The organism is Streptosporangium oxazolinicum, from assembly GCF_039537505.1.
GTDB classification, from domain to species: domain Bacteria; phylum Actinomycetota; class Actinomycetes; order Streptosporangiales; family Streptosporangiaceae; genus Streptosporangium; species Streptosporangium oxazolinicum.
The window spans coordinates 34428-56289 of record NZ_BAABAQ010000010.1 but is presented as its reverse complement, the minus strand read 5'-3'; the positions used below and the strand labels follow the sequence as shown (position 1 = coordinate 56289).

The window sequence follows — 21862 nt, the reverse complement described above, 5'->3', positions numbered from 1 at the left end:
GTCCCCCGGCCCCCGACGGCGGGGGACATCCGTTCCCGTCACGCCGGGCGATCTGCCACGGCTCGGGGGCGGCCCCGAGGGACCGCCCTCCTCACGTCACGCGGTGATCGCCAGCAGGTCCGGGTCCACCGGGTGGCGCAGCGGCCGGCCCTCCAGCGCCAGGAGCACCTCGTCCACCGCGCACGCCCCCAGCCTGGCCAGCTCGTTGCCCAGCGCTCCGGCGACGTGGGGGGTGAGGATGACGTTGGGCAGGTCCCACAGCACCGAGTCCGCGGGGGTGACCTCGGGCTCGGTCACGTCGAGCACCGCGGACAGCCTGCCGGTGACCAGCTCCGCGACCAGCGCCTCCTGGTCCACCAGGGAGCCCCTCGCGGTGTTGATGAGCGTCGCGCCGTCGCGCATCGCGGCCAGGCGGGCCGCGGTGACCATCCCCCGCGTGTCGTCGGTGGCGGGAGCGTGCAGGGAGACGATGTCGGCGGCGGCGAACAGCTCGTCGAGCCCGACCAGGCGGGCACCGAGCGTCCGCGCGTCCCGGGCGTCCAGGTACGGATCGGCGATCAGCACGTCCAGGTCGAAGGGGACGAGCAGCTCGGCGACCCTCCTGCCGATCCTGGAGGCCCCGACCAGGCCGACGGTCCTGCCGTAGTTGCCGTACTCACCGTGGTCACCCGCCCCCTGGAACAGGCGGAGGTCCTCTCGCCTGGTCCGGTACTCGCGGGCGAGCGCGAGGACGGACTTGCCGGTGAGCAGGATCATCGCCACGGTGTACTCGGCGACCGGCAGGGCGTTGGCCGAGGCCGCCGAGCTCACCGGGATGCCCCGGTCGAACACGGCCTGGCCGACGTGGCCCTTCACGCTTCCCGCCGCGTGCACGACGGCCCGCAGGCGCGGCGCGTGCCGCAGCACCCGCTCGTCGATGACCGGGCAGCCCCAGCCGGTGACCAGGACCTCCGCCCGCTCCAGGCGGGCCCGCGCCTCTTCGGAGGCGAACTCGGTGAGCGGCGCCGCCAGGTCGGCCCCGGCGACCGCGCGCAGGCGGTCACCGACGGCGACGGGGAACAGGCGGGCCGGCAGCTCCGGATACATCGCCAGCACCACCGACGGCGGGTCCGCGGTCACCGGGAGGCCCAGATCAGGCCGCGCCGGGTGAGCTCGTACACGGTGGGGTGCCGCAGGTCGGCGAGCCGGTGGCCGACGGCGGAGAAGAAGACCTTGCCCCTCCCCCACCGGCGGGTCCAGACGACGGGCATGGGGGTGTCGGGGGAGACGAACCGCGTGGTGGCGAGGACCTCGTTGTGGGCGTCGGTGAGCATCCAGTACTGCTCGGTCTCGACGGTGAAGTCGTCCAGCCCGGCGACGATCGGGTGATCGGCGTACGCGGGGTCGATGACGACGTCGTAGGTGAGGAAGTCCTCGGGGTGGTGCAGGAAGAGCCCGCCGACCATCCGCAGGTAGTCGTGACTGCCGTCGAAGGTCGCCACCAGGCCACCGTGCCAGCCGGCGAAGCCGGTGCCCGCGCGGACCGCGGACACCAGTCCCGCCTCCTGCTCCGGCGTCAGGACGCCGCCCGTCCAGCACTGCACGATCAGGTCGGTCCCGGCCAGCAGCGGCCCGTCGGCGTAGACCTCCAGGTCGTCGGCGACGGTCACCTCGAAGCCCGCGCCGGCCAGCTCGGGGACGAACAGCTCGGTCGCCTCGACGGGGACGTGCCCCTCCCAGCCGCCGCGGACGACCAGTGCCCTCCTCATCGGCGGCCCGCCGGGTCGCTCGCCCACTCGGGCAGGGTGAGCGGGGTGCGCTGGACCCCGATCCACTGACGCCTGGTGAAGCCCGGCATCTGGTTCTCCGCCCCGTGGCGGGCGTGCGCGTCGTTGACGTGGACCTCGCCCGCCCGCAGCCGCTCGGCCACGTCCATGCCGCGCATCAGGTCCGTGGTGAACACCGAGTCCATCATCATCGGGTGCCGGTTGGCCAGCTCGACGGCCTCCTCCTCGGAGTCGACGACCGTCACCGGGATGACCGGCCCGAAGATCTCCTCGGTGAACGCGGGCATGTCCGGGGTCACGTCGGCCAGCACGGTGGGGCGGTAGAACAGTCCGTCGTAGGTGCCGCCGGTGACCAGCCGGGCGCCCTTGGCGATCGAGGGCGCGACGATCCGCTCGTGGAGCCGGTCCCGCTGGCCCTCGCTGATCAGCGGTCCCAGGTCGGTGTCCGGCGACATCGGGTCGCCCAGGCGCAGCGCCTCCACCCGCCTGGTCACGGCCTCCAGGTAGCGGTCGGCGGCCTCGCGGACGACGATGTGCCGGCTGGAGCTGATGCAGGTCTGCCCCTGGAACTCCAGCGAGGCGATCATGGCGTGGGACGCGGCCAGCTCGACGTCGGCGTCCTCCAGGACGATGAAGGCGTTGTCGCCGCCGAGTTCCAGCCGGATCGCGCGCAGGTCGGTGGCGGCGGAGGCCGCGATGGCCAGGCCGACCTCGCGGGAGCCGGTGAAGTCCAGCAGGTCCAGCCCCCGGTGGTCGGCCAGCGCCCAGCCCGCGTCGGGGCCGTCGCCGGTGACCACGTTGAACACTCCCGCGGGCAGCCCGACGGCCTCGGCGGCCTCGGCCAGCACGTGGCCGCCGACGAGCGGGGTCAGCTCGGCGGGCTTGAGCACGATGGTGTTGCCGAACGCCAGGCCGGGCGCGACCATCCGCATGGCGAGGTTCATCGGGTAGTTCCACGGCGTGATGACGCCGATGACACCCAGCGGCACCGCGCGCGACAGCGAAAGCTTGCCCGCCTTGTACGGGGGCAGGATGTCCCCGGCGTTCTCGGTCGCCTGGACGGAGGAGATGAGCAGCTGGCGGATGCTCGTGCCCACCTCGTCCTCGGCCTTGGCCCGCACCCCGCCCGTCTCGCGCATGCTCAGCTCGACCAGCTCTTCGTAGCGGCCCTGGAGGTGCTCGGCGAGGCCGCGCAGGTATCCGGCCCGCTCGGGTGCCGACAGGGCGGCCCAGGCGGGCTGCGCGGCGCGGGCCGCGTCGACGGCCCGATCGACGTCGGCGGGGCCTCCCAGCGCGTACGTGCCGATCCGCGCGCCGGTCGCCTTCTCGTGCACGGGGGCGGCTCGTCCCGAGGCGGCGTCCTGGAATGTCCCGTCGATGTACAACCTGCCCACAGCCATCCCCTACTTCATTATTACTCTTAGTACAGAATGCAAAATAAGTGCTGAACGGAGGCGGCGTCAACAGCCTCGGGACGCCGTACGGGCGGGCCCGGCGCCTCGCTTCCGAGGTCACGACGGGCGCGGGTCCAGCGCCCCCGGCGCCGGGCGGACGCGAGGCGGGTGGGCGCGGAGCCGGGTCGTCCGAGGCGTGCCGGTCCAGGGCCGGACGCGCCCGAGGTCAGGCGGGCGCGTGTCCCGCCGATGCCGGGGTCGCGACGCGGCCCGCGGGGCGCACCGCGTGGCTGCGCAGCAGGAAGTCCTCGACGACCAGGGTGGCCGCGCCCAGGGCGACCGCCTCGGCGCCGAGCCTGCCCAGCTCGATCGACGCCTGCGAGAAGGGCAGGGGCAGGGCGTACCGGGCGGCGGCGGTGCGGATCTCGGGGAGGAACCTCCGCGCGAGGAGGGACCCGGCCCAGCCGCCGACGATGACGCGCTCCGGGTTGAAGAGGTTGATGAGGTTGGCCAGCCCGGCCCCCAGGCAGCGGATGGCCTCGTCGAGCGCGGGCCGCGCCAGCGGGTCGGTGAGAAGCTCGGCGAAGACGCTCTCCTCGTCGTCTCCGCCCAGGTCCCTTCCGGCGCCGGCGAGGATCGCCTCGGCGCCGACGTAGGCCTCCAGGCAGCCCCGGCTGCCGCACCGGCAGGGGCGCCCGTCCAGGACGATCTTCGTGTGGCCCCACTCGCCCGCGCCGCTCGCCGTTCCCCGGTAGGTGACGCCGCCGTTGATGATGCTCGCCCCGGCCCCCGTACCGATGAAGGTCATGACCAGGTGCTGGGCGCCCTTGCCCGCGCCGAACCAGAGCTCGGCCTGGCCGGTCGTCTTGACGCCGTTGTCGGCGAAGATCGGGAGCGAGGTGCCCTCCCGGATGAGCGCGCCCAGCGGAACGCCGTCCCAGCCGAACGCGCGGGCGTGGATGAGCAGGTCGGGGCCCTGCTCGGCGACGCCGGGGACGCCGAGGCCCATGCCGAGCACCTCCGACTCCGTGGCCCCGGCGTCGGACAGGACCGCCTCAAGACCGTCGAGGATGTGCCGGGCCACCACGGCCGGCTCGTGGTGGCTCGGGTCGAGGGCGAACTCCTTCCTCGCCCGCTCCTGCATCGCCAGGTCGTACAGCTCCACGCGGACGCGCGTCTCCCCGACGCCCACCCCGACCACGTATCCGTACGAGGGATCGACCCTGAGCATGATCCGCGGTCGCCCGCCGTCGGAGTCGACCGAGCCCGTCTCCACCACGATGCCGTCCGCGATGAGGTCGCCGATCACGTTACTGACCGTGGCGGCGCTGAGCCCGGTCAGCTGGGCCAGATCGTGTCTGCTCAGCTCGTTGGCGAAATACAGCGTCCACAGGACCACGGACCGGTTGCCCTTGCGCACGTCACGAAGGGTCCCCCGCTGTGGACGGCTCATGCTTCTCCCCCGGGGAAGTAATTTCAGATGTTAGTACAACTACTCTAGTCACTGTCGGTGCGGGCTTCCCTGTCACGCTCCAACCCGGCCTCGGACAACCCCCGTGACGCGTGTGAGGCGAGTTTCCCAGGTCGCGCCCCGCGTCGCCACGCCCCGCTTTCCCGGGTCGCGCCGAAACCCCTGTCTCCCGGGCGTCTCCTGTGCCTGGACGGCTCCGGTTGTTAGGCTCGGCCACCAAGCAAGTGCTCACTTCATGTGGGTGCGAGACGGGCGAGAGCGGGGGCGACCTGATCGGCCACCGATCACGATTTCAACGTCACCCTTCGCAAAAGTTGACCAATCGTGACAACCAACCGCGGGGGTGAGACCGTCGAACAAGTCGACGGCGCTCGGAAGGGGACGGGATGGTTCCGGGATACCGCGAGGTTCGAGAGCTCGGCGCCGGCGGAGGCGGGCGCGTGGTGCTGGCCACGTACGCCCCCACCGGCGCCTACGTGGCCATCAAGTACCTCAACGCGACCCTCAAGGACGATCACCGCTTCCTGGCGCGCTTCCGCGCGGAGGCGCGCGTCATGGTGGAGTTGCAGGACCCGAACGTGGTCCAGCTCTACGAGTACTACGAGGACGTGCTCGAAGCCGCGATCGTGATGGAGCTGGTCGACGGGGTCGCGCTCAGGCGGATCCTGTCCGAGCACGGCAGCACGAGCCCGGAGGCGGCGCTGACCGTGCTCAAGGGCTCGCTGCTCGGCCTGGCCTTCGCGCACTCCGCCGGGGTCGTGCACCGCGACTACAAGCCGGAGAACGTGCTGATCCAGGCCGACGGCGGCAGCAAGCTGGCCGACTTCGGCATCGCCGCCCACGTCGGGGAGGCCGGTGGGACCACCGGCACCCCGGCCTACATGGCCCCCGAGCAGTGGGAGGGAGCCCCGGCGAGCACGGCGACCGACGTCTACGCGGCCACGTGCGTGTTCTTCGAGTGCCTCACCGGGCGCAGGCCCTACCTGGCCGACCACCGCGTCGTGCTGATGCACCGCCACCGGCACGAGCCGATCCCGGTGGATGAGGTGCCGAGTTCGGTACGCGGGCTGGTCACCCGGGGCATGGCCAAGAACCCGGCGGACCGGCCGCGGAGCGCGCGGGCGTTCCTGGAGGAGCTGGAGGCGGCGGCGCGGGCGGCGTACGGGCCGGAGTGGGAGCAGCGCGGGCGGCGGCACCTGGCCGAGCTCGCCACGCTGCTGGCCCTGGCGTTCCCGCTGGCCAAGCCCGCGCCGAAGGCAAGCTCCTCGGTCGCCCAGACGGTGCTCGGCGGGGTGGGACGGGTGGGGCGGGTGCGCCGCCCCCGGCTGGGCCCCAGGACCCTGGCCGGGCTGGGGGTGATCACCGTCGCGATGACCGCCGGTGTGATCGCGGCCAACCGGCCGCAGGACCGGCTCTCCGCAGACACGATCTTCACCCCGCCGCCCAGTTCCGCGATGATCGAGGAAACCCCCGAGCAGCGGCGGCGGAGCCAGGTGTCGGCGCCGCCGGAGCCCTCTTCCGGGCCGGGCCGCCCCTCGGGAGGCGCCGCCGCCAGAAAGCCCGGCTCCCCCTCGAACGGCGCGAACCCCGGCCAGGTCACCTCGCCCCCCTCGCGGGCCCCCTCCCCCACCCGGACGATCATCTCCCCGCCGCTCTCCCCTCCCTCGCCCACCGGTTCGCAGCCGCCGCCCCCGCTGCCCACGCGCACCCGCACCCCGGCCCCCACGCGCCCGCCCACGCCGACGCCCATGCCCACGTCCACCCGCACGCGGACCCCGGCCCCCGACCCCACGGGGACGGGGGCGTCCGCGCACACGGTCAGCGGCCTGAGGGTCGTGGGGATCGACGCGCACGGGACCACGGTCGGCTTCCGGGCCTCCACCAAGGGGAACGTCGCGGTGACCGTCACCTTCGCCGAGGGGCCCGACCGCGACCGGCTCGTCCGGGCGGCCCCGCGCACCTCCGTGCTCGGCGGGCTGAAGACCTACTCCCACACCGTCCCGCACACCTTCGCCGTCCCCGCCTGCGGGCAGACCCTCTACCGCCGGGTCACGGTCTCCACCGTGCCCCGTTCCTCGGGCGGGACGTCCAGCCGTACCGAGCGGGTCCGCGGCGAGCCGTGCGCGCCGCCCGAGGTCTCGATCACCTCCTTCGACGGCACCACGGTCGGCTTCCGGGTGAGGACCTCCGGTCCCTCGGCGGTGACCGTGCGACTCGGGTTCGCCCAGCGGGTCGGGGACACGCGCGAGACGCTGTCCGGCGGCACACGGGAGCTGGAGCTGTCCGGCGCCACCGAGTACGAGCGGGAGGTGACCGGGGAGTTCGCCGATCCGCCCCGGTGCGGGGGTCACGTCACCCGGACGGTGACGATCACCACCGTTCCCGGGGGCGACACGCCCTCCCGGACCGTACGGATCGCCCTGCCCTCCTGCGCCCCCGACCCGGGCACCGGTCCGGACAACGACCAGGACACGGACGCAGGCACGGACAACGGCCAGGACACGGGTACGGACCCGGGGCCGGGGCCGGGGCCGGGGCCGGGGGAGCCTCGGGACTCGGAGCGGCCCACCCGCGACAAGCCGGGCCTGGTGGACCTCGATCTGGACATCGACCTGGGCGGCATCCTGGACGGCGTCCTGTGAGGTGACCGGGCCCGCACCGGCGCGGTGCCCGGCGACCTGACCGACCACCGGACAGGCAGGCGAACCCGGCCACCGGACCAGCAGGCGAACCCGATGACCGGACGCGGCGGCCCGTGACGCGGGCGGCGGGCCACCGCCCCACGGGCCCGCCCCGATGAGTGCCCGCCCTGCCACGAGGTGTGCCCGGGGAAACGCCCGGCACATAGTGTGGACTGTGCCGGGTGGATTCCGACATACGGCGATCCGCTTGCCAAAACCGGCATGAGACGCTGATGGTTGCTGATGAATGAGGTGGCACCGGCCACCCCGAGGCGGTGGCAGGCGACGGGCCTGCCCCCCGAGGTGACCAGTTTCGTGGGACGTCGGCACGAGATGGCCGAGGTCAAGCGCCTGCTGTCCGGGGCACACGTGGTGACCCTCACCGGCCCCGGCGGGGTTGGCAAGACCCGGCTGGCGCTGCACGTCGCCGCCGACGTCCAGCGGGCGTTTCCCGACGGCGTGTGGCTCGTCGAGCTCGCCGGGCTGGAGAGTCCGGAACCGCTCGCCGGGACGGTGAACGAGGCCCTGGAGATCAGGGACGTCTCCCACCGGTCCCCCGTGGAGGTGCTCATCGGCCACCTGCGGGACAAGCGGGCACTGCTGATCCTCGACAACTGCGAGCATCTCCTGCGGGCCTGCGCCGTACTGGCGGGAACCCTCGTGCGCTCGATCCCCTCCCTGCGGATCCTCGTCACCAGCCGGCAGGCGCTGGGCATCGCCGGCGAGCAGACGCTGGTCGTCCCCACGCTGCCGCTGCCACCGCCGCCGGGCTCCGGCCTCGGCCCGCCCGCGGAGCCGCCGGCCCCGTCGGAGGCGGTACGCCTGTTCACCGAACGGGCCACCGCCGTCCTGCCGGATTTCACGCTCACCGAGGCCAACCGGCCCGCCGTGGAGCGGATCTGCCGACGGCTGGACGGCATCCCGCTCGCGATCGAGCTGGCGGTGGTGCGGCTGCGCGCCCTCTCCCCCGAGGAGCTGCTGGCCAGGCTGGACAACCGGTTCCGGCTGCTCACCGGCGGTTCACCCGCGACGCTGCCCCGCCAGCAGACGCTGCGCGCGCTGATCGACTGGAGCTACGTCCTGTGCACCGAGAAGGAGCAGCTGCTGTGGGAGCGCGTCTCGGTGTTCGCCGACGGCCTGGACCTCGAAGCCGCGGAGGCGGTCTGCTCGGGGGACGGCATCGACCGCGACGAGGTGGTCGACCTGGTGATCGGGCTGGTGGGCAAGTCGATCCTGATCCGGGAGGACCCTCCCTCGGCCTCCACGGCGACCCGCTACCGGCTGCTGGAGACGATCAGGCAGTACGGCAGGGAGCGGCTCGTGACCTCCGGGCGGGAGGACGCGCTGCAGCGGCTGCACCGCGACCACTACCGGCGGCTGGCCGCGGAGGCGTACGCGCATCGGTTCGGCCCGCTCCAGGTGTCCTGGCTCGGCAGGCTGAAGCTCGACCACGCCAACCTGCGCACCGCGCTGGAGTACTGCTTCACCGAACCCGGGGAGACCTCCACCGCCCTGGGCATGGCCACCGACCTGCTCTACCACTGGATCACGAGCCACTACCTCAGGGAAGGGCGCCGCTGGATGGATCTGAGCCTCCTCAGCGGCACCGGAACGGACGAGATCCGGGGCCGCGCGCTGTGGTCCAACAGCTGGCTGGCGATCATCCAGGCCGACATCGTCTCCGCCGCGGCGATGCTGGAGGAGGCCAGGCAGCTCGGGGGGCGCCCCGGGCACGAGCCGATCCTGGCCTACGTCGCGCTCTACTCGGGGATGATCGCGATGTTCCGGGGGGACGTCGATCTCGCGATCGGCCTGTACGAGGAGGCGGCGGCGCGTCACCGCGCCGACGACGACCCCACGGGCCAGGCCCTCGCGCTCATCCGGCTCTGCCTCGCCCGCTCCTTCCAGGGCGACTGGCCGGGCGCCGTCGCCGCCGGGGAGGAGTGCGTCGCGCTGTGCGACGCCCACGAGGAGGGCTGGCACCGGGCGTACGCGATGATGGCGCTCGGTGTCGGGGTCTGGTGCCGGGGCGACGCCCGGCGTGCCGCCGAGCTGGAGAAGGAGAGCCTCAGGTTCAACCGCTCGCTCGACGATCTCCTCGGCGTCGGCGTCAACCTGGAGGTGCTGGCCTGGATCGCCGCCCGGGACGACGATCACCAGCGGGCGGCCAGGTTGCTGGGGATCCTGGAGCCGGTCTGGCGGGCGATCGGAGCTCCGCTGTCCGGTTTCGGGCATCTGAGGCGCTACCACGACGAGTGCGAGGAGCGTACGCGCGAGGCTCTCGGCAAGCAGGTCTTCGACACCGTGGTCAGGCAGGGCTCGAAGATGCACTGCGACGAGGCGATCGCCTTCGCCCTCGGGGAGAGCGCGCCCCGGGGCGAGCCCGCCGGCGAGGCCGGGGAGCCGTCGCCGCTGACCCGCAGGGAGACGGAGATCGCCAGGCTTGTCGCCCAGGGGCTGAGCAACAAGGAGATCGCGGCCTCGCTGACGATCGCCCAGCGCACCGCGGAGGGTCACGTCGAGCACATCATGACCAAGCTCGGCTTCCACTCGCGGGCCCAGATCGCCGTCTGGACGGGCGAGCGCATCCGGAACGCGAACGAGGACCACCCGCCCGGGGCCTGACGGGCGGGACGGAGCGGCCGTGGAAGGGGGACGCCGGAGCCGACGAGTGCGATGATCCCGTCGGCTCCGGCGTCCGGCCGAGACCGAGTCGGGGGACTCGGCGCCAGCCCTCGGAGGTGGCATGTGTGCTCAGCCCCCCGAAGGGGCCTCGCGGGGGTTTTCCGGGGGTTTTCGCGTGTCCGGCGCCCGCCGCGCCGGTCGGCCTCGCGGTCAGGCCGCGACCGTGTCCGCCGTGAGTTCGAACCAGACGGCCTTGCCCTCGGAGGTGCGGGCACTGCCCCAGCAGCAGGACAGGAGTTCGAGCAGGTGCAGCCCTCGGCCCCGCTCCTCGTCGTCGCGTGCCCGGCACGCGCGGGGCAGCGAGAAGGGGTCGGCGTCCTCGACCTCGCAGCGCAGGAGGCCGTCCTGGAAGGAGAGGACGAGCCTGATGGTCCCTCGCGAGTGGCGCAGCGCGTTGGTGACCAGCTCGCTGACGAGCAGTTCGGCGACCGTGCTGTGCTCGTGCAGTCCCCAGTCCGCCAGGCAGGCGCGGGTCAGGTGGCGTGCCTGGGGCACCGATGCCGACTCGGGCGGGAAGGAGCACGACGTCTCCCGGCCGTACGGCCCTTCGAGCGCTTCGAGGAGAGGGGTCATGAGCGTCCTCCCACCTGGTCGGCGGTCACCTCGATCGGACGCGGTCCGCACGCGCGTCCGCTGCCGGAGGCCGCCGGCCACCGCGGGACCACCTGTCCGCCTGGCACGTTCGGTCCCGGTGCGACGGGCGCGCGGCGCGCGATCATGCCGCCTGGCCCAGGGAGACCCGGTGGAGCGGCATGCCGTGGACAGGAGTGCTACGCCCGTCGGGCATGAGCGCTCCGGTGTCGTCGAAGACCACCACACCGTTGCAGAGCAGACCCCACCCCTGCTCGGGGTGGAAGGCCACGAGAGACGCGGCTTCGTGATCGGGGGCGCTTGCGAGTGGGCATCGCGGCTGGTGATGGCACATGACTCGTACCTTTTAACCTTCGCTGGTTGCTGTTGAGCCTTTCCTGGTGTGACCAGCATCTCCCGATGACGACACCCGCATATCGGGAGAAATACCTATATGTCTACCTATTTCGACAAAAGGTAAAGAAACCGGGCGCCGACGCAAAGGACGATCGACAAGATCGATCGGCGTGGTTACGGCGGTTCCGGCCCCTCCCGCGATCGTCCGTAGATCTTTTTCCCGAGCGTTTTACCATCAAAGATCACATAGCACCCCCCTGACATCGGCTTTTGTCCACTTATGTGATGCCAAGCGATTTGACGCGGCCTTTAGTCTGTCGTGACCTGTCCTTGGGGGCGGGTAACCTCCCTCGTCACGGAAGACAACTGGCCAGCGGTGCCGCCACACGCGTCCCTCCTCGGTGGGCTCGCGTGAACGTGCCGTCGCTCAACCCCGTCTCCCGGTGGCCAGGTCGCGAGGCGGAGCGACCATGCCCGCACGGCCGCCGGGGGTCCCCCTGAAACCCCCTATGACACCTGAGATGCACAAGTTCGTCGAGCTGCTGGAGAGCCAGCTCGGATACTCCGAGAAGAGCGGCGGCTACACCAAGTTCGGTGCCTGGTACGGCGAGAACGTCGAGTTCGACGCCGACTACGCCACCGCCCCCTGGTGCGACATGTACCTGTCGTGGGCGGCGGAGCGGCTCGGCTACCAGGAGTGGGTCGGCCAGTTCGCCTACACCGTCCACCACGCCCAGTGGTTCCGGCAGCAGGACGCCTGGGGCACCGTTCCCAGGCCGGGGGCCATCGTCTTCTTCGACTGGAGCGGCTCGGACAGGATCGACCACATCGACCACGTCGGGATCGTCACCGAGGTCGAGGAGGACAGGATCCACACGATCGAGGGCAACATCGACGGCGGGGTCGCCAAGCGCAAGGAGCGCGACACCGGCAAGGTCGTCGGCTACGGGTATCCGGAGAAGATCAAGGCCCGGCTGGACCGGGAGGCCACCGAGAAGCAGACGATCGTCACACCCGCCGCCGGGGACAACGCGGTGGTGATCGGCCCCGGGCCCAACCTGCTCGCGATGGTCCCCGCCCCCGCGCCCGCGCGGGAGAACCGGGTGTCCACCGGACCGGGCAAGGGAGCGGACAGGGAGACGAGCAGGGATACAGTCAGGGCTGAGACGGCTCCCAAGCACGCCGCCGTGACGGCGACCGGGAAGCCCGGCAAGGCCACCTCGGGGAACGACGGCCGGACCGCGTCCGGGGAGAACGCCCCGCGAAGTGACCGGGTGAGCGCGGGGGCACCCGTCACACCCCGGGTACCGGCATCCACCGGCCGTACCTCGCCGGGCAAGCACGCCAAGGCCTCCACCGCCGACACCAGCGCACTCGCCGTCGCCCCCACCGCCACCGTCCGCGACCTCGCCGCGCCCGTCCCCGGCTTCGACACCCCCGCCGTGCTCGCCCCGGTGCTGCTCGCCGCGGTCGCGATCCTCGCGCGCGGCAAGGCCAGGCAGTCGAGGGCGGCCGTCCCGCGCCGGAAGACCCTTCCCGGGAGCACGTTCACCCCGGCCGCGACCGCCGGATTCCCCTCGGTCACGACCCCCGTCGCCCACGTCGAGGAGCTCCCCGTGGAGTCACCCCCGCACTCCCCCGTGCGGTCGCCCGCGCCGCGCCCTCACGACGACCGTCCCCGCGCCCCCTACCGGGGCCGGCGCCGCCTGCGTGAGCAGGCCGTGGTGGAGTCGTCGACCTGGGTGCGGGACGCCCCGCCGCGCGGCCGCCGCCACCGCCGGCCCGACTCCGCGACCACCACCACCGTCCCGGCCACCCCGGCGCGTCCCACCCGTCCCGCTCGCCCCACCGCGCCCGCCCGTTCCGCGGCGCCCGCCCGCCCGGTCACCGGACAGAGAACGGCCGTCCCGGTCCCGGCGCCCCGGACCCGTCAGGGCGACGGCCCCGCCGTCCCGGCCGGTTCCGCCGCGCTCCTCGCGGAACCGGGTGACGTCCTGGTCCACAGCGGCTACCGGGGACGCCGCCGGGCCAAGGCGCTGGTCTAGGACCTGTTTTGTGGATCTTTCCGCCTACTGCGGTCGCCCAGACGGCACCCCGCCGCGTTGTCGTCGTCGCCCATAACTCCGTTATGAGCTCCTCCTCCGCCTTGCGGGGCATCCATCTGGCCGATCCTCGCTACGGCGAAGATCCACAAAACAGGTCCCAGCGGAGTCGTCGAAACGGCGGCCGACATCACAGGTTCGAGCGGTGCGTACGAGGCGAGCCCGTACGCACCGCTCATTCGAGAAACACCAGCCCACGCGACCGCGGGGAGCGTGCGCCTTTGAGCGGTACGCACCGCTCATCCGAGTCATTCGAGAAACACCAGCCACACGGCGACGAGGATGTCGACGACGCCGCACCACTCCGCGTACGAGCGCGATATGACCGCGTTCCTCCTGAGGTGAACGAAGTCCCAGAAGCCGTGCAGGAACCAGCCCGCCGCCACCAGGTAGCGGCCCAGGTCGGGCTCCGCCACCAGTACGGTCAGCGCCAGGCTCCCGAATCCGATCATTCCCAGGGCCTGTTCCCGGAGCGCGCCCGAGCGGCGCAGATCACCGGAGACGGCACCCCACACCATGACGGCCAGCGCCACGGCGGCGACCACGGCCGGTGCGGCGACCACGTCCAGCGCCCGCAGGACCACGTAGAGGGCGACCAGAGCGAGGAGCACCGGCCACGACGCCTCCCGCCGCCGGATCGTGGCCACCACGAGGTAGACCAGGGGCAGCAACAGGAGGACCTCGGCGAGCGAGACGACCTCCTCCGCCCCGGAGCCTCCGGCCGACATCACCACCCACAGCCCGACGGCCAGGGCGGTCGGCCAGCGCCGCAGCGCGGCCCTCCAGCCGGGACGGCGCGGCGTGACACCGGACGGCGTGACGCTAGACACGGGAGGGACCTCCGTACTCGTCGCGGCGGCGGAGCATCACCAGGAACATGAGCGGGAGCATCACGACGTGCTCCAGCAGGAGCAGCGTGTCGCCGGAGATCACGCCCGCCCACAGCAGCGGGAACAGCGCGAGGGCGGGGACGAACATGGACCCGGCCATCTCCAGCGTCGCGGCCCAGCCGTGGCCCCGGTAGCGCATCCAGAGGATCATCCCGACGGACATGTCGACGGCCATCTTCAGGGCGACCACCTCAGCTCGCGCCGGAAACTCCAGGCCCGCGAGCGCCAGGCCGGCAGACGCGGCGGCTCCGAGCACCGCCATGCCGACGACCATCGCCGCGAGCATCTCCAGGTAGTGACGGAAGAAGGGCCACCAGCCCTGGGCGTGGACGGCTCTTACTCTCATGTCGTGCTCCTCCGGTGTACGGGGTCGGGGTATGTGACCCCCAGACTGCGGGAGGGCGGGAGCCGCCAGTAGTGCCGACATGGCACGTCCCGGCATGGGCGTGTCACGAAATCTCGTGACATTTGTCATCGGGGTGCTCCATAGCCCCCGTCACGCGGGAGACAATGACCGCGTGACGGGGGGTATGGAGCGCGGGACGGGACTGAGCGGTTTCCGTCGCTACATGTGGTGGAGCCTCGCCGGGAGCATCACGGTCTCCCTGGTGCTCTTCGTCAGGGCCTGGGCCATGGACGAGGGCGTGCCCCCCTGGGTCAGGGGGGTCACCGGCCTGGCCCTGACCGTACTCGTCGTGGCCGTCGGCGTGCTGCTCGGCCGCCGGCTGTCGCGCTCACCCGGCGACGCACGGGACCCGACCGGCGCCTCGGGCACGCGTGAACGGGCGAGCGGGCCACCGGTGGGCTGGTTGGTGGCGGGGAGCCTGGCGGCGGCCGTGCTGGGCGCGATCCCGCTCGCCTCGCACGACGACAGGCTGTGGGCGGTGGCTCCCGCGGTGATGGTGTCGATCACGGCGATGTTCCTGCGGGCACCGCACCGGCGTACCCTCATCGGCGGCGCGGTGGTCGTCGCGGCGACGCTCGGCGGGTCCGTGGCCCTCGCCTCGGGGAACACCGGGTGGCTCCTCGCGGGAGTCTTCCCGGCCGGCGTGGTCGTCTCCGTCGCCTGGATGGCGCTGGGCATGCTGTGGGCCTGGGACGTCGCCGACCGGCTGGACCAGGCGCGACACCTGGCCGCCGAGGTGGCGGTCAAGGACGAGCGGCTGCGGTTCGCCGCCGACCTGCACGACATCCAGGGGCATCACCTGCAGGTGGTCGCGCTCAAGAGCGAACTGGCCGAGAGGCTCGCCGAGTCCGACCCCGTCCGGGCCGCCGCGGAGATGCGGGAGGTACGGCGGCTGGCGGCCGACGCGCTCCGCGACACCCGTGCCGTGGTGCAGGGATACCGGCGCACGACCCTGGAGGACGAGATCGCCAACGCCGCGAAGGTGCTGGCCGCCGCGGGCATCGACACGGCCGTGGACCGTGGCCGGACCACGGGGACGGACCCCCTGCCGGAGCCCGCCCGCCATGTCCTGGGCCTGGTGATGCGCGAGGCCACCACCAACGTGCTGCGCCACAGCCGGGCCCGCCGGGCACACATCGCCTACGACGTCGCGAACGGCCGTGCCCGCCTCCGGGTCGGCAACGACGGCGTCGAGAACGGTGGTATCCGGCCGGAGGGTGACGGCGTCGCGGACGGCCGTGTCCGGCCGGGGATCGACAGCGAGAACACCGAGGGCGACCGTGCCCGGCCGGGGGACGACGGTGAAGGCGCCGGGGACGGTCGTCCCCTGCTCGGGATCGGCGGCGACGGCGACGCGGGGCGGCCCCCGGCGGGGACGGGCACCGGCACCGGACTGCGCTCCCTGGCCGAGCGGCTGGAGCGAGCCGGCGGCACGCTGGACTGGCGGTGCGACGGTGACCGGTTCGAGGTGGTGGCCTCGCTGCCCGCCGATGCGCGCGCGTACCCGGCCGGGGTGGGCGCGCGGTGATCCGGTTGCTGATCGCCGACGACGAGGACCTCATCAGAGGAGCCCTGGCGGCGCTGCTCGCACTGGAGGACGACCTGGACGTCGTCGCCGAGGCGGCCACCACCACGGACGCGGTGCGGCTGGCCCGCGAGCGGCGGCCGGACATCGCCGTACTCGACCTGGAGATGCCACCCGCCGACGGGCTGCGCGCCGCGCAGGTGATCCGCTCCGAGCTGCCCACCCGGATCGTCCTCGTCACCCGGCACGCCCGGCCCGGCGTGCTGCGGCGCGCCCTGGCCGCGGGGGTGAGCGGATTCGTGCCCAAGACCACGCCCGCCACCCGGCTGGCCGAAATCATCCGCGACGTCGCCGCCGGCCGGCGCTACGTGGACCCGGACATCGCCGCCTCCGCGCTGTCGGAGGACGACTGCCCACTGTCCGAACGGGAGCTGGAGGTGCTGCGCGCGTCACGGACGGGCGCCTCGATCAACGAGATCGCGGCGCAGGTCCACCTCGCCCCCGGCACGGTCAGGAACTACCTGTCGGCGGCCATGGCCAAGCTTGGCGCCGGCTCCCGCCACGCCGCCGCACACCGCGCCTGGGAGGAGGGCTGGATCTAGGGGTTCCATGGCCCGTGACGTCGCGGTGAACGCGCCGTCCCCGGCCCGGGAGACGGGCCGGAGACGGGCCGACGCCACGGACGGCACGGCCGACGGGACCTCGGCCGGGATCGGGAGAGCCTCAAACAGGACCGAGACCTGGAGCGGACCGGCAGAGCCTCGGACCTGGACCTGGATCGGGACCTGGACCGGGCGGAGCGAATCCCCGCCTCTCAGTCGCGACCGGCGCCGACAAGCTCCCTGCGCGGTTCCTCCTTCTCCTCGTCCTCCTCGTGGCCCTCGACGGAGAGGTTCGGCAGGATGCGGTCCAGCCAGGCGGGGCACCACCAGTTGGCCCTGCCGAGCAGGGCCATGGTCGCCGGGACCAGCAGGCCCCGGATGATCGTGGCGTCCACCGCGATGGCCACCGCCAGGCCGACACCGAAGATCTTGACCATGGGATCGGGATAGGCGACGAACGCGACGAAGACCGCGACCATGATCAGGGCGGCGGAGGTGATGACCCTGCCGGTCGACCCCAGCCCCTCGGCCACCGCCCTGCGGTTGTCGCCGTGCCTCAGGTACGCCTGCCGCACGGCGGTGAGCAGGAAGACCTCGTAGTCCATCGACAGGCCGAACAGGATCGCGAACAGCATCAGCGGGATGTAACTGTCGATCGGCACCGTGAAGAACACCGTGCTCAGGTAGGACCCGTCCGCGCTGACCGGTGTGTCCATGCCGACCAGGCGGCTGCCCAGTCCCAGGGAGAAGACCAGCGAGAGCGCGCCGAACGCGGCGCCGAGGGAGACCAGGTTCATCAGCGCGGCCTTGATCGCGACGACCGGTGAGCGGAACGCCAGGAGCAGCAGCAGCGCGCTCAGCAGGACCACGACGCCGACGACCAGGGGCGTGCGCCCGGCGATCCTCTCCCCGGCGTCGGCCATACCGGCGACCTGCCCGCCCACGTGCACCCGGGCACCCTCGACGTCGAGCGCGCGCACCGCCTTGACCACGTCGAGCGCCCGGGGGTCGCCGGGGGCGTAGGCGGGGATCGCCTGCATCAGCGCCGCCGTACCGCCCCTGTTGAGGACCGGGTCGCCGACGTGGACCACTCCCTCGACGTCCGCGACGCGGTCCTTCAGGTTGCCCAGTACGGCCGGGGCCGGCTCCCGGTCGACGACCCTCGTGTCCAGGTCGGCCACCACGACGAGCGGGCCGTTCATACCGGGCCCGAACCCGGCCTGCAGGAGCTCGTAGGAGCGTCGCGTGTCGGTGCCCCGGTCGGCGTAGCCGTTGTCGAGCGGGCCCAGCTTGAGGGCGAGCGCGGGGGCGGCCAGCGCGGCCAGGAGGGCGACGCTGAGCGCGAGCACGCTCCACGGCCGCCGGGCCACCCAGTCGCCCAGCGAGGCCCAGCCGGAGGAGCCGTGGCTGCCCCGCCGTCCCGTGAACGGCAGGCGCAGCGCGTTGATCCGGTGCCCGAGCAGGCCGAGCAGCGCGGGGACCAGCGTGACCGAGGTGAACACCGCGCAGACGACCGAGATGCCGGTGATCCAGCCGAGCGTCTGCAGCAGGGGGAACCCCGCGAGCATGAGCGCGCTGAGCGCGATGATCACCGTACCCCCGGCGAACACCACCGCGCCGCCCGAGCTCGCGACCACCCGGCGGACCGCCTCGCGGACCGGCACGCCGTCGGCGAGCAGCTTGCGGTGCCTGCTGAGCAGGAAGAGCGCGTAGTCGATGCCGACGCCGAGACCGATCATCGTCGCCATGATCGACGCCTGCTTGGGCACGTCCACGACGTGGCCGAGCAGGCTCACCACGCCGAGACCGGTCGCGATGCTGACCAGCGCGGCGAAGATCGGGATCATCGCGGCGACCAGGGTGCCGAACGCGAGCAGCAGGACCAGCAGCGCGCAGACCACGCCGATGATCTCGCTGGTCCCGGTCTTGATCTCCTTGTCCGCCGGGCTGGCCGAGGTGGCGGGCACCGCCTCGATGCCCGCCGCCCGCGCGGGTTCGGCGGCCTCGGAGAGGAGTCTGGTGGTCTCGGCCAGCTTGGCGGTGTCGTTCCCCTCCAGCTTGACCGCGATGACGCCGATCTCCAGGCTGGGGGCGAGACCGCCCACCTGGTAGGGGGATCTCACCTCCTTCACGTGCGGCACCTCGCGGATCAGGTCCACGGCGCGCTCCACCGCGCGCTTCCTGGTCTCGGTGACGAGGGGGCCGTCGGGCGAGTAGAGGACGATCTGGGCCGAGCCCCCCGCCCCGTAACCGGGGCCGAAACCGTCCTTCATCAGGTCGACGGCCCGCTGGGCGTCGGTGCCGGGAATGCTGACGTCGTTGCTCACCGGGCCGGGGAAGAACACCGATCCCGCCGTCAGCAGCACCGCGGCGGCCACCCACAGGGCCAGCACGGCCCCGCCGTGCCGCGCGCACCAGCTTCCCAGCCGCCCCAGCAAACCAGACATCGGTGACCGCCCCGCTTTGAGTGTCAAAGGTTCTGAAAAGCCGTACTGTACGCTCGTACAGAGCCTACGGTAGAGCGTAGGGGGATAAATCAGGAAATGCTCTAGACGGCGTGGGAGTGAGACGATGACCACACTCGAACACGGGCATGACACGCGGGGGCGGATCCTCGACGCCGCCCGCAGGTTGTTCGCCGAGCACGGCTACGCGGCGACCTCGCTGGCCGACATCGCCTCCGCCGTCGGCCTGACGAAGACGGCCGTCGCCTACCACTTCCACCCCAAGGACCGCCTGGCCACGGAGCTGACCGCACCCGCGATCCAGGACATCCTGGCCCTGCTCGATAGCGACTTCGACGACGACCGCGCCTTCGTCGAGGCCCTGGTGACCTTCGCGGTCAGGCACCGGGCGATCATACGGCTGATCATGGAGGACATCAGCTGCGCCGACGACGCGCCCCCCGGCTCCCCCGGCGAGGCCATCCGCGTCTTCCGCGACGAGATCTACCGGCGCCTGGCCGGACCCGACCCCGACACCGCCCACCGGGTCTGGGCCTGGGCCACGCTGGGCTCGCTCCAGTACGCGGTGGTCAAGACGATCGACCTCCCCCAGGAGGACGTCAGGAGGACCCTCCTGACCACCGTCCTGGCCTCCCTCCAACAGGGGTGAGTCGCGCCCGCACCCCGGGTGCCTCACCCGGAAGGGGCGGCCTCCCCGGGAACAGTCTCCGGCGGGGCCGAGGGATCGGGAGGCTCGGTGGTCTCCCCGGGACCCGGTCCAGGCCCCGGTCCGGGGCCCGGCCCGCTCTGACCCCCGACACCGACTGTGATCACGATCGTCGCGCCGGACCTGGCGCAGGTGCCGGGCGCCACGCTCTGCGCCAGCACCACTCCGTCCTGGGCCTCGCCGGTGACCAGCCGTGCCCGCGTCCGTACGGCGAAACCCGCCCCGCCGAGGGTGTTGGAGGCGTCGGCCGCTCTCTGGCCGGTGACCGGCGGCACCGGGACACCGTTCTTGGAGACGACGAGCGCCACCGCGCTCCCCGGGGAGACGCGCTTGCCCGCGCCGGGGGTGCTCGCCAGCACCCGCCCCGCCGGCTGGTCGGAGCAGCGTGTGCTGACCCCGCCGGAGACCAACCCGGCCTGGGCCAGAGCCTCCTGGGCGCTTCTCCTGGCGAGACCGACCAGCGTGGGCACCTGGACGCCGCCGGAGACCCGCAGATCGACCCTGCCCTTCTTCGGCAGCGCGGTCCCCGGCGCCGGGCTGCTTCCGAGCACCTCCCCGAGCGGCCGGTCGGAGTCGACCGCCTCGACGGCCCCGGCGACCAGCCCGGCCCGTTTGATCAGACGGGCCGCCTCGGAACGATCCAGTCCGATGAGCGCGGGCACGACCACCGTGGCGGCGGGAGGCGGCAGGGGGGAGGATTTGACACCCTCCGCGCGCGGTGGCCTGGCCGGGACCGTCGGCAGGGGCGGGAGAGGCTTGACCGGAGCGCTCGTCCTGCCCGCGTGCGGCTCGGTGGCGCCCTGGGAGGTGGCCTCCACCGCCGGGACGACCGGCGCGGCGGGCACGCCTCCCGGCGCCACCCCGCTCAGCGCCGGGACCAGCACCCCCACCAGCACGGCGGCGCTGACGAGCAGCGCGCCGGAGACCGCGACCGAGGCCCTGGTGGCCGCCCGTCCCGGGTGGGTCCGGGGCTCGTCGAAGCCCTCGCCCCCGACGTGGAACGCGCGCCCACCGGAGCCACCGGAGCCACCGAGCCCGGCCCGCCGGGCGGCCCCAGGCGCGCCCCGCAGGCCGAAAAGACCCGTGAGGCCGGACCGGCCGGAGGAGCCCGAGGGGCCGGACACGTCGGGACCGCCGGACTCGAACGAGAACCCCGGCACCGGCGAGAACCGGGACTCGGCCACCGACCGGCCCCCGTCGTCGCCGAGCAGCGCGAGCAGCAGCTCCCGGCTGGTGGGACGGTTGCGGGGATTCTTGTCCAGGCAGTCGACCACCAGCGCGCCGAGCAGCCCGTCGAGACGGCCCAGCTGCGGGGCCGCGGTGAGGATCCGGTTCAGGACGGCGGCGATCGAGTCCTGCCCGAAGGGCGCCTGGGCGTTGGCGGCGAAGCACATCGTGGCGCCCCAGGCGAAGACGTCGGCCGCCGGGTTGATCTCGGCGCCCTCCACCTGCTCGGGCGCCATGTAGGCGGGGGTGCCCGCGCCGCGCCCGCTCTGGGTGGCCGCGGCGTCCAGCGCCCTGGCCAGCCCGAAGTCGATCACCCTTGGCCCGTCGGAACCGAGCAGCACGTTCTGCGGCTTGAAGTCGCGGTGCACGATCCCGGCTCGGTGGATGGCCGCCAGCGCGGTGGCCGTGCCGATGGCCAGGCGCTCCAGCCTGCCTCCCTCGCGAGGCCCGCTGACCGCGACCTCACGGTGGAGCGACGGGCCGTCGACGTACTCGCTGACGATGTAGGGCCGGTCGCCGTCCAGCCCGGCGTCGATCACCTGGGCCGTGCAGAACCGGGCCACCTGCTTGGCCAGCTCGACCTCGCGCAGGAAGACCTCGGGGTCGTCGCCCACCGAACCGTGCAGAAGCTTGACCGCGTAGGGCTCGGAGCCGGTGTCGGGGCGCACCCCGACGTAGACCACCCCCTGCCCACCCTCTCCGAGACGCCCGATGATCTCGTACTCACCGAGCGCCGCCGGATCCCCCGTTTTGAGCGGCTGCGCATACGGCACGCGAGCCTCCCCTCGCCGCCACCCTTCTCACTCAAGAAGAAGCATCGCCGACAGTCAACGGGGATGAAGGTCTTGTCTTCCTCACCGTGACACTCATGTGATGCTCAGGTCAGGGCAAGCCACAACACATCCCCCGAATACGCAGCCGCTTTTTCTCCCGGCATCGACCACCTCCGGCGGGCACGCCGTGGCCCGGAGCAAGGGACGCCCCCCTCGCACGGGCGGCGGTCCCGGGCCGACCC

General features: G+C 72.7%; 16 protein-coding genes. 6 read left to right on the top strand and 10 right to left on the bottom strand.

The window, feature by feature from the left end; translation table 11 throughout:
- Window positions 1–96: 96 nt before the first annotated feature.
- The 4 genes from ABD817_RS24840 to ABD817_RS24825 all read right to left on the bottom strand — a co-directional run bounded on the left by ABD817_RS24840 (window position 97) and on the right by ABD817_RS24825 (window position 4613).
- Window positions 97–1119: a hydroxyacid dehydrogenase gene (locus tag ABD817_RS24840; RefSeq protein ID WP_344920527.1), complete on the bottom strand. Its 1023-nt coding sequence runs from the start codon at window positions 1117–1119 to the stop codon at window positions 97–99.
- Complete coding sequence (locus ABD817_RS24835) at window positions 1116–1775, bottom strand: ThuA domain-containing protein (protein ID WP_344920526.1); 660 nt, start codon at window positions 1773–1775, stop codon at window positions 1116–1118. Before ABD817_RS24835 ends, ABD817_RS24840 begins: the two co-directional genes overlap by 4 nt.
- Complete coding sequence (locus ABD817_RS24830) at window positions 1745–3160, bottom strand: aldehyde dehydrogenase family protein (protein ID WP_344920525.1); 1416 nt, start codon at window positions 3158–3160, stop codon at window positions 1745–1747. Before ABD817_RS24830 ends, ABD817_RS24835 begins: the two co-directional genes overlap by 31 nt.
- A 226-nt stretch (window positions 3161–3386) precedes the next feature.
- Window positions 3387–4613, bottom strand: coding sequence for an ROK family transcriptional regulator (locus ABD817_RS24825; RefSeq protein ID WP_344920524.1), 1227 nt, complete (start codon window positions 4611–4613; stop codon window positions 3387–3389).
- 404 nt (window positions 4614–5017) lie between these two features.
- On the opposite strand from ABD817_RS24825, the gene ABD817_RS24820 reads away from it, so the two are divergent.
- Together ABD817_RS24820 and ABD817_RS24815 are read left to right on the top strand one after the other, a co-directional pair.
- On the top strand, window positions 5018–7273 hold the full coding sequence (locus tag ABD817_RS24820; protein WP_344920523.1) for a serine/threonine-protein kinase: 2256 nt from the start codon (window positions 5018–5020) through the stop codon (window positions 7271–7273).
- 282 nt (window positions 7274–7555) lie between these two features.
- A complete protein-coding gene (locus ABD817_RS24815) occupies window positions 7556–9937 on the top strand; it encodes an ATP-binding protein (protein ID WP_344920522.1) in 2382 nt (793 codons plus the stop codon).
- A gap of 210 nt (window positions 9938–10147) precedes the next feature.
- Here the strand turns inward: ABD817_RS24815 and ABD817_RS24810 are convergent, their stop codons facing one another.
- Window positions 10148–10570 (bottom strand): ATP-binding protein, encoded by a 423-nt coding sequence (locus ABD817_RS24810; RefSeq protein WP_344920521.1) that lies wholly within the window; start codon window positions 10568–10570, stop codon window positions 10148–10150.
- A 142-nt stretch (window positions 10571–10712) separates the two neighbouring features.
- Window positions 10713–10922, bottom strand: a complete 210-nt coding sequence (locus ABD817_RS24805; RefSeq protein ID WP_344920520.1) for a DUF5999 family protein — start codon at window positions 10920–10922, stop codon at window positions 10713–10715.
- Between the two features lie 523 nt (window positions 10923–11445).
- Here ABD817_RS24805 and ABD817_RS24800 point away from each other — a divergent pair.
- Window positions 11446–12969 (top strand): CHAP domain-containing protein, encoded by a 1524-nt coding sequence (locus ABD817_RS24800; RefSeq protein ID WP_344920519.1) that lies wholly within the window; start codon window positions 11446–11448, stop codon window positions 12967–12969.
- 305 nt (window positions 12970–13274) lie between these two features.
- Here the strand turns inward: ABD817_RS24800 and ABD817_RS24795 are convergent, their stop codons facing one another.
- Window positions 13275–13856, bottom strand: a complete 582-nt coding sequence (locus ABD817_RS24795; RefSeq protein WP_344920518.1) for a hypothetical protein — start codon at window positions 13854–13856, stop codon at window positions 13275–13277.
- Entirely contained in the window at window positions 13849–14262 is a 414-nt protein-coding gene (locus ABD817_RS24790) for a hypothetical protein (RefSeq protein ID WP_344920517.1), read from the bottom strand. Before ABD817_RS24790 ends, ABD817_RS24795 begins: the two co-directional genes overlap by 8 nt.
- A gap of 172 nt (window positions 14263–14434) precedes the next feature.
- On the opposite strand from ABD817_RS24790, the gene ABD817_RS24785 reads away from it, so the two are divergent.
- Both ABD817_RS24785 and ABD817_RS24780 read left to right on the top strand, forming a co-directional pair.
- Complete coding sequence (locus tag ABD817_RS24785) at window positions 14435–15850, top strand: sensor histidine kinase (RefSeq protein ID WP_344920516.1); 1416 nt, start codon at window positions 14435–14437, stop codon at window positions 15848–15850.
- Complete coding sequence (locus ABD817_RS24780; RefSeq protein ID WP_344920515.1) at window positions 15847–16449, top strand: response regulator transcription factor; 603 nt, start codon at window positions 15847–15849, stop codon at window positions 16447–16449. Before ABD817_RS24785 ends, ABD817_RS24780 begins: the two co-directional genes overlap by 4 nt.
- A gap of 212 nt (window positions 16450–16661) precedes the next feature.
- Here the strand turns inward: ABD817_RS24780 and ABD817_RS24775 are convergent, their stop codons facing one another.
- A complete protein-coding gene (locus ABD817_RS24775) occupies window positions 16662–18896 on the bottom strand; it encodes an MMPL family transporter (RefSeq protein WP_344920514.1) in 2235 nt (744 codons plus the stop codon).
- Window positions 18897–19020: 124 nt separating this feature from the next.
- On the opposite strand from ABD817_RS24775, the gene ABD817_RS24770 reads away from it, so the two are divergent.
- On the top strand, window positions 19021–19563 hold the full coding sequence (locus tag ABD817_RS24770; protein WP_344920513.1) for a TetR/AcrR family transcriptional regulator: 543 nt from the start codon (window positions 19021–19023) through the stop codon (window positions 19561–19563).
- Window positions 19564–19586: 23 nt separating this feature from the next.
- Here ABD817_RS24770 and ABD817_RS24765 read toward each other — a convergent pair whose 3' ends face one another.
- The gene (locus ABD817_RS24765; RefSeq protein ID WP_344920512.1) at window positions 19587–21620 is read right to left on the bottom strand and encodes a protein kinase domain-containing protein; all 2034 of its coding nucleotides are present in this window, start codon (window positions 21618–21620) and stop codon (window positions 19587–19589) included.
- Window positions 21621–21862 lie beyond the last annotated feature (242 nt).

Bases quoted from the DNA above. Each gene is read 5' to 3' on its own strand.
- ABD817_RS24770 (WP_344920513.1), top strand. From the start codon at position 19,021: ATGACCACACTCGAACACGGGCATGACACGCGGGGGCGGATCCTCGAC.
- ABD817_RS24825 (WP_344920524.1), bottom strand. From the start codon at position 4,613: ATGAGCCGTCCACAGCGGGGGACCCTTCGTGACGTGCGCAAGGGCAAC.
- ABD817_RS24815 (WP_344920522.1), top strand. From the start codon at position 7,556: ATGAATGAGGTGGCACCGGCCACCCCGAGGCGGTGGCAGGCGACGGGC.
- ABD817_RS24790 (WP_344920517.1), bottom strand. From the start codon at position 14,262: ATGAGAGTAAGAGCCGTCCACGCCCAGGGCTGGTGGCCCTTCTTCCGT.
- ABD817_RS24805 (WP_344920520.1), bottom strand. From the start codon at position 10,922: ATGTGCCATCACCAGCCGCGATGCCCACTCGCAAGCGCCCCCGATCAC.
- ABD817_RS24820 (WP_344920523.1), top strand. From the start codon at position 5,018: ATGGTTCCGGGATACCGCGAGGTTCGAGAGCTCGGCGCCGGCGGAGGC.
- ABD817_RS24810 (WP_344920521.1), bottom strand. From the start codon at position 10,570: ATGACCCCTCTCCTCGAAGCGCTCGAAGGGCCGTACGGCCGGGAGACG.
- ABD817_RS24775 (WP_344920514.1), bottom strand. From the start codon at position 18,896: ATGTCTGGTTTGCTGGGGCGGCTGGGAAGCTGGTGCGCGCGGCACGGC.
- ABD817_RS24800 (WP_344920519.1), top strand. From the start codon at position 11,446: ATGCACAAGTTCGTCGAGCTGCTGGAGAGCCAGCTCGGATACTCCGAG.